This window comes from Streptomyces sp. NPDC020845, from assembly GCF_044334165.1.
GTDB lineage: Bacteria > Actinomycetota > Actinomycetes > Streptomycetales > Streptomycetaceae > Streptomyces.
In genome coordinates this window covers 464,300-477,670 of the sequence record NZ_JBIRSJ010000003.1, presented here as the reverse complement: position 1 = coordinate 477,670, position 13,371 = coordinate 464,300, and the positions used below count along the sequence as shown (strand labels likewise).

General features: G+C 71.2%; 11 protein-coding genes. 2 read left to right on the top strand and 9 right to left on the bottom strand.

Annotated features, from left to right (window positions below):
• Positions 1 to 28 precede the first annotated feature (28 nt).
• Positions 29 to 1,096 carry a LacI family DNA-binding transcriptional regulator gene (locus tag ACH4U7_RS09290; protein WP_398527347.1) on the top strand — a complete coding sequence of 356 codons (1,068 nt, stop codon included), beginning with the start codon at positions 29 to 31 and terminating at the stop codon, positions 1,094 to 1,096.
• Between the two features lie 34 nt (positions 1,097 to 1,130).
• Here the strand turns inward: ACH4U7_RS09290 and ACH4U7_RS09285 are convergent, their stop codons facing one another.
• The 9 genes from ACH4U7_RS09285 to ACH4U7_RS09245 all read right to left on the bottom strand — a co-directional run bounded on the left by ACH4U7_RS09285 (position 1,131) and on the right by ACH4U7_RS09245 (position 11,865).
• The gene (locus tag ACH4U7_RS09285) at positions 1,131 to 2,300 is read right to left on the bottom strand and encodes a polysaccharide lyase family 1 protein (protein WP_398527346.1); all 1,170 of its coding nucleotides are present in this window, start codon (positions 2,298 to 2,300) and stop codon (positions 1,131 to 1,133) included.
• 49 nt (positions 2,301 to 2,349) lie between these two features.
• The gene (locus ACH4U7_RS09280) at positions 2,350 to 4,839 is read right to left on the bottom strand and encodes a SpoIIE family protein phosphatase (protein ID WP_398527345.1); all 2,490 of its coding nucleotides are present in this window, start codon (positions 4,837 to 4,839) and stop codon (positions 2,350 to 2,352) included.
• A gap of 32 nt (positions 4,840 to 4,871) precedes the next feature.
• A complete protein-coding gene (locus tag ACH4U7_RS09275) occupies positions 4,872 to 6,077 on the bottom strand; it encodes a PP2C family protein-serine/threonine phosphatase (protein WP_398527344.1) in 1,206 nt (401 codons plus the stop codon).
• 24 nt (positions 6,078 to 6,101) lie between these two features.
• Positions 6,102 to 6,887 carry an ABC transporter ATP-binding protein gene (locus ACH4U7_RS09270; protein ID WP_398527343.1) on the bottom strand — a complete coding sequence of 262 codons (786 nt, stop codon included), beginning with the start codon at positions 6,885 to 6,887 and terminating at the stop codon, positions 6,102 to 6,104.
• Positions 6,884 to 7,687: an ATP-binding cassette domain-containing protein gene (locus ACH4U7_RS09265; RefSeq protein ID WP_398527342.1), complete on the bottom strand. Its 804-nt coding sequence runs from the start codon at positions 7,685 to 7,687 to the stop codon at positions 6,884 to 6,886. The genes ACH4U7_RS09270 and ACH4U7_RS09265 overlap by 4 nt, the downstream gene beginning before the upstream one ends.
• Positions 7,684 to 8,556: an ABC transporter permease gene (locus tag ACH4U7_RS09260; protein WP_398527341.1), complete on the bottom strand. Its 873-nt coding sequence runs from the start codon at positions 8,554 to 8,556 to the stop codon at positions 7,684 to 7,686. Before ACH4U7_RS09260 ends, ACH4U7_RS09265 begins: the two co-directional genes overlap by 4 nt.
• Complete coding sequence (locus ACH4U7_RS09255) at positions 8,553 to 9,518, bottom strand: ABC transporter permease (RefSeq protein WP_385613039.1); 966 nt, start codon at positions 9,516 to 9,518, stop codon at positions 8,553 to 8,555. The genes ACH4U7_RS09260 and ACH4U7_RS09255 overlap by 4 nt, the downstream gene beginning before the upstream one ends.
• Positions 9,518 to 11,038 (bottom strand): ABC transporter substrate-binding protein, encoded by a 1,521-nt coding sequence (locus ACH4U7_RS09250; protein WP_398527340.1) that lies wholly within the window; start codon positions 11,036 to 11,038, stop codon positions 9,518 to 9,520. The genes ACH4U7_RS09255 and ACH4U7_RS09250 overlap by 1 nt, the downstream gene beginning before the upstream one ends.
• 77 nt (positions 11,039 to 11,115) lie before the next feature.
• The gene (locus ACH4U7_RS09245) at positions 11,116 to 11,865 is read right to left on the bottom strand and encodes a DUF1684 domain-containing protein (protein WP_398527339.1); all 750 of its coding nucleotides are present in this window, start codon (positions 11,863 to 11,865) and stop codon (positions 11,116 to 11,118) included.
• 299 nt (positions 11,866 to 12,164) lie between these two features.
• On the opposite strand from ACH4U7_RS09245, the gene ACH4U7_RS09240 reads away from it, so the two are divergent.
• Positions 12,165 to 13,346 carry an ROK family protein gene (locus tag ACH4U7_RS09240; protein ID WP_385613033.1) on the top strand — a complete coding sequence of 394 codons (1,182 nt, stop codon included), beginning with the start codon at positions 12,165 to 12,167 and terminating at the stop codon, positions 13,344 to 13,346.
• The last annotated feature ends 25 nt before the right edge of the window (positions 13,347 to 13,371 follow it).

Here is a 13,371-nt window from a genome sequence, read left to right as displayed (position 1 = left end):
GACTCGGGGGCACAGCGAGGGGTGGGCCATGGTGCGGAAGGGCGGCGGCGACGGGGGACGTCGCACGATCCGGGATGTCGCGGCCCGCGCGGGGGTGTCCGCGTCCACGGTGTCACGGGTGCTCGGCGGCGTGTACCCGGTCAGCACACAGACGCGTACCCGGGTGATGCGGGCGGTCCGCGAGCTGGACTATGTCGCCGACGCCCACGCCAAGGCGGTGGCGGGCGCCGGCACCCCGACGCTCGCGTTCGTCCTCGACGACATCACCGGCCCGTCGTTCGCGCATATGGCACACGGCGTGGAGCGCGAGGCGGCCCGGCTCGGCCATCTGTGCCTGGTGTGCAGCACGGACGGCGACGCCGACCACGAACAGCAGTTCATCGAGATGATGCGCGCCCAGCGCGCCGCCGCCGTGATCCTGGTGGGGGGCGCCGCGGACACCCCCGACTACCGTCGGCGCATGGCCCGTATCGCCGAGTCGCTGGCCTCGGCCGGCTCACGGCTGGTGCTGTGCGGGCGGCCGCCGCTGGATCCCGGCACCCCGGTGACGGTCATCGAGTACGACAACGAGAGCGGGGCCTACGCGCTGTGCTCGCATGTCCTCGCCCAGGGCCACCGGCGGGTCCTCTTCCTCGGGGGCAAACCGGAGAACACCGCGGCCCAGGGGCGCGAGCGCGGCTATGTGGCCGCGCACCGTGCCCGGGGCCTGGATCCGGACCCGGTGCTGCGGCTGTCCGGCGACTTCACCCGTGACTCGGGCCACCGCCTGATGCGCCAAGCCCTCGACGCGGGGCTGGAGTTCACCGCCGTGGTGGCCGCCACGGACATGGTCGCGGCGGGGGCGCTCACCGCGCTCCACGAGGCGGGGCTGCGCGTACCCGGCGATGTGTCGCTCGCCGGGTACGACGACATCCCGTTCGCCCGGGATCTGCATCCGCCGCTGACCACGGTCCATGTGCCCTACGAGGAGCTGGGCCGGCTCGCCGTCCGTACCGGTCTCGGCAGAACGCCGGACACCCCGGATGAACACCTGCTCCTGGGCACCCATGTGGTGATCCGTGACTCGGTGGCCCCTCCGACGGAGCCGGCCCGCTAACTACTGCCCGGCAACCGGTTTCTGGCCTTGTCCGTCAGCCGGTGCCGATGGTGGAGCTGGGCCCGGAGCGGGACTTCACGATCGAGGGCACCTGGGCGGCGGGGTCCAGGGTGTACGAGTAGTACGACTTCGGGTCGAAGGCCGTACCGCCACTTTCATTGCGCCCGGAGGTGTTCGCGAACACGCTGCCCCGCTGGACCAGGGAGGCGGTGGCGTCCTTGATCACCGGGTTCTTCATGCCCTCGAAGTAGCTGTTCTCCAGCACCATCTTGGTGTTGCCGCGGGCGTAGTTGCCGTACGAGGAGTTGATGCTCGTCCCCGGGTCGTCCTGCAGATAGTTGTTGTACAGATGGGCGTGCGCGACGTTGTCGGTGGACGGGTTGCGCTGTTCGGTCTCGTGGAACCAGTTGTGGTGGATCGTGATGTCGGCGGTCGTGTTCTCCGTCCAGCCGATGCCGAACGCCTTGTTGTGCTGCTCCAGCCGGTTCCAGGACACCGTGAGATAGGTGGTGTCCTTACGGCTGTCGATCAGGCCGTCGGCCATGTGCCGCAGATCGTTGTGGTCGATCCACACATGGTGGGCGCCGTCCATCTGGATGCCGTCCCAGTCGTGGTCCTTGTCGTTCCACGTGCCCTCGTAGGAGTCGCGGATCGTCAGGTTGCGGATGATCACGTTGTGCACGCCCTGGCCGAGGAAGAAACCGCCGCCGACGATCTGGCCCGCGGTCCCCGAGCCCACGATCGTCTTGTTCGAGGCGACCTTGATCTCCTTGCCCTTCGGGTCCATGGTGATCGCCCCGGCCACCACGATGACGTACGGCTCGGCGGCCGTCGCGTACTTCTCCAGATCGGCGAGCGTGCGCACGGTGACGGTCGTCCCGCCGCGGCCGCCGTATGTGCCGTTCTGTCCCAGCGCGTTGACCGAGGCGAAACCGTCGGCGACGTCATCGGCCCACGCCGCCGCGCTCGTCGTCAGCTCCGCCCGCGGCCCGGATTCGGCCCGCGCGAAGGTCCCGCCGTCCGCGAGACCCACCGCGGCGCCCAGGGTCAGGGCCAGTCCGGCCGTCAGGCCGAGCCTGCCCCAGCCCCTGCTGCGCCGCGCATTCTGCCGCTCGGCTTCCATGGCTACCTCTTCCACAGCTCGGGGGATGTCGTCCATGCCCCTGTCGCCGCCGCGGGCCGAGAGGTTGCCCCATCGGGTCATCGGGCCGGGCCGGGCCGGGTCAGGTCGGGCCGGGTCAGGTCAGATCGGCTCAGCTCGGCTCGGGCATCTCCCCCAGGGCGGCGCTCAGCGCGCCGGCCCGCGGCTCGAAGGGCTGCTCGGTCCAGACCGTCTTGCCCCCGGTGGTGTAGCGGGTGCCCCAGTCCTGGGCGATATGGGCGATGAGGAACAGCCCGCGGCCGCCCTCGTCCGTCGCACCGGCCCGGCGCAGATGCGGGGAGGTGCTGCTGCGGTCGGAGACCTCGCAGATCAGGGCGCGCTCGCGGATCAGGCGCAGCCGGATCGGCGGGGAGCCGTACCGCAGGGCGTTGGTGACCAGTTCGCTGACGACCAGTTCGGTGGTGAACGCCAGGTCGTCGAGGCCCCATTCGACCAGCTTCCCGGCGGCCCAGGCACGGGCGTCCGCGACGGCGGCCGGATCGTAGGGGACCTCCATGGAGGCCACCCGCTCGGCGCCGAGCGCGTGGGTACGGGCCAGCAGCAGGGCCACGTCGTCGACCGGCGGGGTGACCGGCAGGGTGTCCATGACCTTCGCGGACAGGGTGGGCAAGGGCTCCTCCGGCCTGGCCAGCGCGGCACACAGCCGCTCGATCCCGCGGTCGGCGTCGAGGCCGCGCGTGGTGATGAGGCCGTTGGTGTACAGGGCGAGCACACTGCCCTCGTCGAGCGTGAACTCGACGCTTTCGAACGGCAGGTTGCCAAGGCCCAGGGGCGGTCCGACCGGCACGTCGAGCACCTCGGCGCTGTGCCCGGGGGTGGCCACCAGCGGCGGAGGGTGCCCCGCCCGGGCCACCGCGCAGCGCCGGCTGACCGGGTCGTAGACCGCGTACAGACAGGTGGCCCCCACGATTCCGGCCTCGGCCGCGGGCCGGCCATGGCCCTCGGCCTCGGTCAACCGTCCGATCAGGTTGTCGAGTTGGGCCAGCAGTTCGTCGGGGGCCAGGTCGAGGACGGCAAGCGTCTGCACGGCGGTGCGCAGCCTGCCCATCGTGGCGGCGGCGTGGATGCCGTGGCCGACCACATCGCCGACGACCAGCCCGACCCGCGCCCCGGACAGCGGGATCACATCGAACCAGTCCCCGCCGACCCCGGCCCGCGGATCGGCGGGCAGATAGAGCGAGGCCGCCTCCACCGCGGTCTGCTCGGGAGCCCCCTGCGGCAGCAGATCGCGCTGAAGGGTCAGGGCGGCGTTGTGTTCGCGGGTGAACAGGCGGGCGTTGTCCACCGCGACGGCCATCCGGGACGCCAGCTCGGTCGCCAGGGCCAGGTCCGTCTCATGGAAGGGCTGTGGCCGCGGCCCGCGCCAGAAGACGGCCACCCCCAGATGGCTGCCCCGGGCCCGCAGCGGCACCACCATCAGCGAGTGGAAGCCCAGCTCCCGCATCAGGACCACCGATTCGGGCTCCCGCGCCGCGCCCTCGCCGGGGCGTGGCTCCAGCCGCTCCACCAGTTGCGGCCGGCCGGTGCGCAGCGCCAGGGCGACGGGTGAGGTCGCGGGGTACGCGATGGTCTTCCCCACCTTGATCAGCCCGTCCGGCCCGCCGTCGCGTGCGGACCGCAGACCGGCCCGGCGCAGCGCGGCGGCCACCTGCGCACGGCGGTCCCGCTCCGTACGCACCTCGGCCCCGTGGAACACCGGGTCAAGCAGGTCCACGGTGACGAGGTCGGCGAGCTCGGGCACGGCCACATCGGCCAGGTCCTGAGCGGTCTGTCCCACGTTCAGTGTCCGTCCGATGCGCTCGCCGGCCTGGCCCAGCAGGGCCAGCCGGCGGCGGGCCAGATAGCGGTCGGTGACGTCGATGGACATGGTGCACAGGCCCAGTGGGTTCCCCGCGCCGTCGTCCAGCCGGAAGACGGAGGTCTGCATCGCCTGCTCGCGATCGGACTTCCACAGCCGTTGGCCCACGTATTCGCGGCCCAGCAGCGGGGTCCCGGTGGCCAGCACCTCGCGCCACTCCGCCTCGATCGCTTCGATATCGAAGCCGGGGCCGATCTCCGCCAGGGAGCGCCCGAGCCACTTCTCGGCCGGGGCGCCGCTGGAGCGCGCCGTCGCCGCGTTGACCCAGACGTAGCGCAGGTCGGTGCCCACCACGCCCATCCAGATCGGCGAGAGCGCGAACATCCGCTCGATCGTCGATCCGCTGACGCCCCACCACGGCACCCCCGCCGTGCTGACGGCGCTCACCACCCACCGGGTGGTGCCGTCGCCGCTGGTGACGGCATTGACCCGGACCCCCAGATCCACCCGGCGCCCGTCCCGGGTCATCGCGGGCACCAGTCCGCTCCAGCGGCCCTCGTCCCTGATCCACTCCAGGGCGGCCGAGACGCCTTGGGCGTCCACCGCGAGCAGCCTTCCCACGGGGGTGCCGAGCACGTCGGCAGTGCGGAAACCGAGCAGCCCGGTGGCCTCGGCGCTCCATCCCGTGACGATCCCGTGTTCATCCAGCAGAGCCGTGGCCGTCTCGGCGGTCTCGAACGGAACCCCCGGGGCCCCGACCCCCGCTTCCTCGGCTCTCACCATCGTCAATCGCCGTTCTGCCCTCGCGGCCCACCCTACTCCGCGACGGGCGGCTGCCATTCGATCATAAGAATGGTGGCGTCGTCGCTGAGTTCGTTCTTCCGCTGGTCGAGGATGGCGTGGATGAGCAGGCGGAGCACTTCGGAGGCGGTGTGCCCGGCGGCCGTCGACCGGATGATGTAGTCGGCGAAGCGCTCCAGGCCGAACTGCTCGCCGCCCTCGTCCCGCCCTTCGACGACACCGTCGGTGTAGAGCAGGATCCGGTCCCCGGGTTCGAGCGCCGTCTCGTACACCTGCCGGCTGTCGCCGGCCAGGCTGGCGGGCAGGCCGAGGGGCGGTTCGGGGGGCCGCGCCAGCGCCTTCTGGTGCAGCCGGTGGCGGCGGATGAGCAGTGGCGCCGGATGGCCGCAGTTGCACCAGCGCAGCATGCCGGTGGGCATGTGCAGCTGGGTGAAGATGCCGGTGCAGAACTGGTCGGGCAGCCACCGTGTCAGCGCCTGGTCCACCTCCGTGACCAGCTGCGCCAGCTCCGCGCCGGTCCGCCGGGCGTTGCGGCAGCCCGCCATGGCCACGGAGGTGGTGAGGCCGGACGCCAGGTCGTGGCCCATGGCGTCGAGGATCGTGGCGTGCAGGATGTCCTCGGTGAACGAGTGGTCGAAGGCGTCGCCGCCCAGCTCGTACGCGGGCTCCACGACCGCGGTCGACACCACCCGGCCGGTGCCGATCGAGCGCGGCGGCAGAAACGCCCGCAGCATCTCCGTGTGCAGCTGCATGGGCCGGGTGCGGGTGCGCTGCGCGATGGTGTCGATGTAGGTGCGCTTGGAGGTGATGATCAGGGTGAGGATCGAGGTCAGCGCCCGGCAGCGCCAGAGCCTGTGCCCGTCCAGGGTCTTCATCGAGAAGCGCACGAGGCCCAGCCGCTCCGCCGCGTTGATCAGCGGCAGCCATACGACCAGACCGCCCGCACCGTCCTCGGCCACCCGCAGGGAGTCCGTGCGGTACGCCCAGCCGGCCAGGGTGCCGTCGACCTCCAGCTCTTCTTCACCCTCGGTCAGCGGCAGCAGCCGCCTTTGCTGGAGATCGATGAGAAACACGACGACCCGGCCCAGGCCCATGGCCGTGACATAGCGGTCCAGGACCTCGGGGAGCTCCGCGGGGGAAGCCTCCTGGGAAGTCCTGACCAGCTCTTCCAGCAGGGCTTCCGCGGTTCCGGCCGATATCGACGCCTCCGCGCCCACCATAGGGTCAACTGTACGGAATCCCGCTCAGACGGGCAGGCGCGGCACACTGTCGACGAGGCGGCGGGTGTACGCATGCGCCGGGTCGCCCAGCACCTGGGCGGTGTCGCCCTGCTCCACGATGCGGCCGCGCTCCAGGACCGCGGTGCGCTCGCACAGGGACGCGACCACCGACAGATCATGGGAGACCATGACGATCGTCAGCCCCCGCTCCTGCTGCAACTCGGCCAGCAGATCGACGACTTTGACCCGGGTCGTGACGTCGAGCGCGCTGACGGGTTCATCGGCGAGCAGCACCCGCGGGTCGCATACGGTGGCGCGGGCGATCGCGATGCGCTGGCGCTGGCCGCCGGAGAACTCGTGCGGATAGCGCCGCGCCGCGTCGGCCGGCAGCCCGACCCGCTCCAGGGCCTCGGCCACCTTGGGCGCCGCCGTACGTCTGCTGTCGATGCCGAGCGAGCGCAGCGGCTCGGCCACGGTGGCGCCCACGCGGCGGCGCGGGTCGAGCGAGGAGTACGGGTCCTGGAAGACGCACTGCACGCTGCCGCGGAAGCGGCGCATCAGCTTGGCGTCGCGGAGGCGCAGCGCCTCGCCGTCGAAGCGCACGGTGCCGGTGGTGGGCCGGGCGAGCCCGAGCAGCAGGCGCAGCAGGGTCGTCTTGCCCGCGCCCGACTCGCCGACCAGGGCGAGGCTGTGCCCGGCGGTGACGGCGAGGGACACGTCCTCAACGACGGGGGCGGTGCTCCCCCGGTAGCGCAGCGCGACGTCGTCCAGCTCCAGTACGGGGGGCGTCGCGTCCACTGCGGCGGTCATCGCGCGCTCCTCGGGGCCAGGGCGGACTCCAGCTTCCGCGCGCTGGCCACCAGCGTCCTGGTGTACTCCTCGCGCGGCGCCCGGACGATCTCGTCGACGGTGCCCTCCTCCACGGCCCGGCCGTCCTTCATGACCAGGGCCCGGTCGGTGACCTTGGCGACGACCGCCAGGTCGTGGCTGACGAACAGGACGGCCATCTCACGTTCGCGCACCAGGGTGTCGATCAGGGCGAGCATGTCGGCCTGTACCGACACGTCCAATGCGGTGGTCGGCTCGTCCGCGATGAGCAGCTTGGGCTCGCAGGCCAGCGCCATGGCCAGCGCCACGCGCTGACGCTGCCCGCCGGAGATCTCATGCGGAAAGGCGCGGGCGATACGGCCCGGCTCGGGCAGCCGCACCTGCTCCAGCGCCTCGGCGACGGCCCGCTTGAGGGCGCCGCCGGTCAGCCCCCGCCGCTGGCGGAGCGGTCCGGCGATCTGCCGGCCCACCCGCATCAGCGGGTCGAGCGCGGTCAGCGGCTCCTGGAAGACGATGGCGGCGTCCCGGCCGCGTACGCCGGTGAGCCGCTTCTCGCTCGCGCCGACGATCTGGGTGCCGCCCAGTTCCACGCTGCCGGTGGCGGTCATGCCCTCGGGCAGCAGCCCGAGGACGGCGAGGGTGGTCAGCGATTTTCCGGAGCCCGACTCGCCGATGACGCCGAGCCGTTCTCCGGGGGCGATGGACAGCGAGAGGTCGTCCACGAGGGTGCGCCCGTCCGCCGTGCGTACGGTGAGGCCGCGTACGTCGAGGAGGGGGGTCATGCGCGCCTCCGCCGGGTCGCCGGGTCGAGGGTGTCGCGCAGGCCGTCGGCGATCAGGTTGACGCCGATGACCAGCAGTACGAGCAGGATGCCCGGGGCGAGCGCACCCGCCGGGGCGGTGGTGAAGGTGGCCTGGGCCTCTTGGAGCATCCGGCCCCATGAGGCGCTGGGCGGCGGGGCTCCCAGACCCAGGTAGGAGAGCCCGGCCTCGGCCAGCACCGCGAGGCCGAACTGGAGCGCCAGGTTGACCACGAGGGTGGGCCAGATGTTGGGCAGGACGTGTCCGGCCACGATCCGGGGCCAGGAGGTGCCCGAGGTGCGGGCGGCCGTGATGTAGTCCTGCGCCAGGACCCGTTTGGCCAGGATCCGCACCAGACGGGCCACGACCGCGCTCTGCGCGATGCCGATCGCCAGTACAGCCGACCCCAGGGTGGCCGAGCGGGCGGCGACGATCAGCATGGCGAGCAGCAGCGTCGGGAAGGCGATCAGGATGTCGAGGAACGCGGAGAGCGTGTCGTCGAGCCAGCCCTGCGCGAACGCGGTCAGCACGCCCAGGGTGACCCCGACCGCGGCCGCGATGAGGACGGAGCCGAGCCCCGCCTCGACGGCGATCCGGGAGCCGGTCATCAGCTGGGTGAACAGGTCGCGGCCGAGCTTGTCGGTGCCCAGGAGGTGGTCGGCGGCGGGGCCGGTGAGCCGCCCGCCGGAGGTGTCGTCGGCGGCGTACGGGAGCCAGAACAGGGAGACGAGGGCGAGCAGGAAGATCAGACCGGCCAGGACGCAGCCCACGATCAGCGTGTACGACCGCTTGGCCCGGGGCTTGGCCTCCGACTTGGTGGAGAGCTTCGCCGGGGATGTCGCGCGCGTCATCGGGAGCCTCCCGACAGCCTGCCCCGCAGCCGCGGGTCGATGATCCGCTGGATGAGGTCGGCCGCGAAGCCGATCAGCAGCACCGCGAGCGTGGAGACGAACAGCACGCCCTGGATGACCGGGTAGTCGTGCTGGGCGATACCGGTCGCGAGCATCGAGCCCAGGCCCGGCAGTGCGAACACCGACTCCACGACGACGGCGCCGAGCAGCGTGGACGCCAGCTCGATGCCGAGGATCGAGATCACCGGCACGGAGGCGTTGCGCAGCCCGTGCCGCCACATGGCCCGCCCGAACGAGGCGCCCAGGGCCCGCGCGGTCCGCAGATAGTCGCTGCCCAGCACGTCGAGGGTGGCCGACCGCACGTACCGGGTCAGCGACGCGCCCATGACCAGCGCGATCGTGACGACCGGCAGCGCGAGTGAGCGGATCGCCTCGGCGGGCTCGGCCCAGCCGTCCTGGGGGAAGCCGCCCGCGGGCAGCCATCCGGCGTTCAGCGCGAAGACGGCGATGAGGATCATGCCGAGCCAGAACACCGGGATCGCGATGCCCAGCTGCGACACCCCGCTGAGCAGCGCGCCGTACCAGGTCCGCCGCTTGTACGCGGCGAGGAAACCGGCCGGGACGGCGATCAGCACCGCCAGTACGAAGGCCGCGAGCGTCAGCGGGATGGTGACGTTCAGCCGCGAGGAGACCTCGGGACCGACCGGCAGCGAGCTGACGAACGAGGTGCCGAGGTCGCCCCTGGCCAGCTGCCCGATCCAGTGCGTGAACTGCTCGGGCAGCGGCCGGTCGGAGCCTATGGAGTGGCGTGCCGCCGCGATCTGCTCGGGGCCCGCGCCCACCGAGGTGAGCGCGTTGGCGGGGTCCCCGGGCAGCATGCGCAGCAGTACGAACAGCACCACGCTCGCCAGCGCCAGCGACACCAGCAGGAAGGCGAGGCGGCGCAGGAGATACCGCGCCATCAGCCCTTCTTCTGGATGTCGTAGGCGTAGAACTGCGAGTTGAGGCCGTTGACGGGGTAGCCCGAGAGCTTGCTGTTCGCGACGACGATCTGCGGGTACAGGTACAGCCAGTCGCTGGCCGCGTCCTCGGCGGTCTTGCGGTTGACCTTCTTCAGCAGCTCGGTCTGCGCGGCCGTGGTGGGCGCCGCTTCCGCCTGCTCCACCCAGCGGGTGACCTGCTTGTTGTCGTAGCCCCAGTAGAAGTCGGGGTTGCCGTACCAGACCAGGTCGCGGTCGTTGACGTGCTCCTGGAGGGTGGCCGCGAAGTCGTGGTTCTTGTAGACCTTCGTGTACCACTCGTCCGGCGTGATCGTGTTGATCTTGACGGTGATGCCGACCTTGGCGAGCTGCGACTTGATGAAGGTGGCCGCGGTCGGGTGCGGGTCGTAGTTCGGGGTGTCGAGGGTGAAGGTGAAGCCGTTCTCGTAACCGGCGTCCTTCAGCAGCTTCTTGGCCCGGGCGGTGTCATAGGCGTTGACCTTGGTGAGGTCTTCGTACCAGGGGTCGGTGGGCGGCACCATCGAGCCGATGAGCTTGCCGTATCCGCCCCAGACGGACTCCAGCAGCTTCTTGTCGTCGATGGCCGAGGACACCGCCTGGCGGACCCGGACATCGGTGAACGGCTTGGCCTTGTCGTTGAAGGCGAGCAGCAGCTTGGTGGTCGAGTCGCCGTCGTTGACCTTGTAGTTCTGGTTGTTCTTGAACTGGTCGAGGGCGTCCGGCGACTGCTCGCTGGTGACCACGTCCACCGCGTTGGTCAGCAGGGCGTTGTTCAGCGCCGTGGCGTTCTTGTAGTAGTGGAAGACGACGCCCTTGTTGGCGGCCGCGCGGCCCCAGTAGCCGGCGAACCGGTCGAGGGAGAGGGCCGAGCCGCGGGTCCACTTGTCCAGCGTGTACGGCCCGGTGCCGTCCTCGCTCGTCTTCAGGCTCTTCGCCTCGGAGTTGACGATCCAGACGTAGGAGAGGTTGTAGACGAAGGAGATCGACTTCTTCGAGAGCGTGACCTTCACGGTCTTCGCATCGGGTGTGGCGATGTCCTTGATGACCTCGAGGTTGCTCTTGCGGGCGGACTGCGAGTCCTTCCCGATCACCTTCTCCAGGCTGTATTTGACGTCCTGGCTGGTGAGCTTCTTGCCGCTGTGGAACGTCACGCCGTCGCGCAGGGTGAAGGTGTAGGTGAGCCCGTCGCCGCTGACCTTGTAGTCCTTGGCGAGCAGCTTCTCGACCTTGCCGTCGTCGGTGAGCCGGAACAGCCCTTCGTAGACATTGCCGGCCAGCGCCTCGGTGACTCCCTGGCCGCCGCCCGCGGTGTTGTCGAGGTTCTGCGGTTCGTAGAGCGAGCCGACGTTGACGCTGGCGTTCTTGTCGTACGCGCCGCCCGAGGCGCTTCCTCCGTTCCCGCCCCCGCCGCAGGCGGTGAGGGTCAGGGCGAGGGTGGCGGCCGTGGCGCCGCCGTACAGGGCGGACTTGGTGATGTTCATGGCGGGTGAACTCGTTTTCTGCGGGGTGTGCCGCGAATTCTGCGGGTGTGCCGCGAAGGGGTGTGCTGCGGGGGGGATCAGTGCTGTGCGAGGAAGCCGTCGCGGAAGACGGGGAGCTGCTCACCGGCCTCGACGGGCAGGTGGAAGCGGTTCTGCCGCGGCGGCATCGGACAGTTGTACTGGTCGGAGAATCCGCAGGGCGGCACGAAGGCGCGGTTGAAGTCCAGCCGGACCCGGCCCGGGTCGGCGGTGCGCTCCACGAAGAGGAAGCGTCCGGCGCCATAGGTGGTGTCGCCGTTGGTGGGGTCGCCGAAGACGAGCAGCAAGGTGCCGTCGTCGTCGAAGGCGCTGAGCGTGTAGTCGCGGCCGTCCACGGTGAGCGCGATATCGCCCGGCACGACCAGGTCGCGGGTGCCGCCGTTGTCCCGGATGTGCTCGAACGCGACGCGCCGGGCGCCCGGCACCGGGTGGTACGAGGCTTCGAGGACCCACGCCGGGTCGTACGGGAAGGCGTCGATGCGCTCGAAGTGGCGGATGGCCGGCGACTGGGCGTCCCAGAAGCGCAGGCCGTGCTCGGGCTCGCCGGTGACCAGGTCGGTGCGGGCGAGGGCGGTGACGGTGATGTGCTCCGGCTGTCCCGCGCGGGCCGCGTCGAGGTCGGGGCGCTCACCGGCCGGCAGCCAGCGGGTCTCCACGAGGGCGAGGTTCCCGGTGGCGGAGGTGACCGAACGCCGACGCCGGGCTCGCCAGTCCTCCCAGGCCGCGGCGGGGTCCGCGGTCGGCTGGTCGGCGGTCGGCTGATCCGGGGTGGCGGATGTGCGGGTCACGGCGGGCGGCTCATTTCGGAGTGTGTCACGCCTCGATGATCACGCTGCGTGAAGTACTCAAAGGGCCTTCTTTATCACCCATAAGCCTTCCTAATGTCAAATTCGCGCCAGATGGCGAGATGCCCTCGGCTCACAGGGGGCGCGGACGGCGGATTCGGCGAGGCTTTGTCCTGAGACAGGAGAAAGTCCACAGCGATTGCAGCGTAAGTTCTTCCCACGCCGGACAACCGCTGCTACGTTCCCCCTGAAAGCCCGACCAGTGGCATGCCGATGACGGCGGGAGGGGCAGTGTGAGGCGCATGACGGCACGACCCGCGAACGCCCATCAGGCGCGTCTGCTGCGTCTGCTGCGCGACGGGGGACCCACCTCCCGGGCGCAGCTGGGCGACTGGATGGACCTCTCGCGCTCCCGGCTGGCCGTGGAGGTCGACCGGCTGCTCGAAACCGGGCTCGTGATCGCCGACGGGCTCGCCGCCTCCCGCGGCGGGCGCCGCTCGCACAACATCCGGCTCGCCCCCACGCTGCGCTTCCTCGGCGTCGACATCGGCGCCACCTCGGTCGACGTGGCCGTCACCAACGCCGAGCTGGAAGTGCTCGGCCACGTGACCCAGCCCATGGATGTGCGCGAGGGCCCGGTCGCGGTCTTCGAGCAGGTCCTGGCCATGGCCGCGAAGCTCCGGGGGTCCGGGGTGGCCGAGGGGTTCGACGGGGCCGGGATCGGGGTCCCGGGCCCGGTGCGCTTCCCCGAGGGGGTGCCGGTCGCGCCGCCGATCATGCCCGGATGGGACGGCTTCCCCGTACGGGAAGCGCTCAGCCAGGAGCTGGGCTGCCCCGTCATGGTGGACAACGACGTGAACCTGATGGCGATGGGAGAGCAGCAGGCGGGCGTCGCGCGCTCCGCGAAGGACTTCCTCTGCGTCAAGATCGGCACCGGTATCGGCTGCGGCATCGTGGTCGGCGGCGAGGTCTACCGCGGTACGACCGGCAGCGCGGGCGACATCGGCCATATCCAGGCCGAACGCGACGGCCGGCCGTGCGCCTGCGGCAACCGCGGCTGCCTGGAGGCGTACTTCGGCGGCGCGGCCCTCGCCCGCGACGCCGAGGCGGCCGCGCGGGAGGGCCGGTCCGCCGAGCTCGCCGCCCGGCTGGAGGCCGCCGGAAGCCTCGCCGCCACCGATGTCGCCGCCGCCGCTTCGGCGGGCGACGCCGCCGCACTCGACCTCATCCGCGACGGCGGCACCCGCACCGGCCAGGTACTCGCCTCGCTCGTCAGCTTCTTCAACCCCGGCCTGGTGGTGATCGGCGGCGGGGTGACCGGCCTCGGTCACAACCTGCTCGCCGCCATCCGCACCCAGGTCTACCGCCAGTCACTGCCGCTGGCCACCGGCAATCTCCCCATCGTGCTGGGCGAACTCGGCGCCGTGGCCGGGGTCATCGGGGCGGCCCGTCTGATCAGCGACCACCTCTACTCCCCGGCCTGACCCGACACGCACCACCCGCAACCAC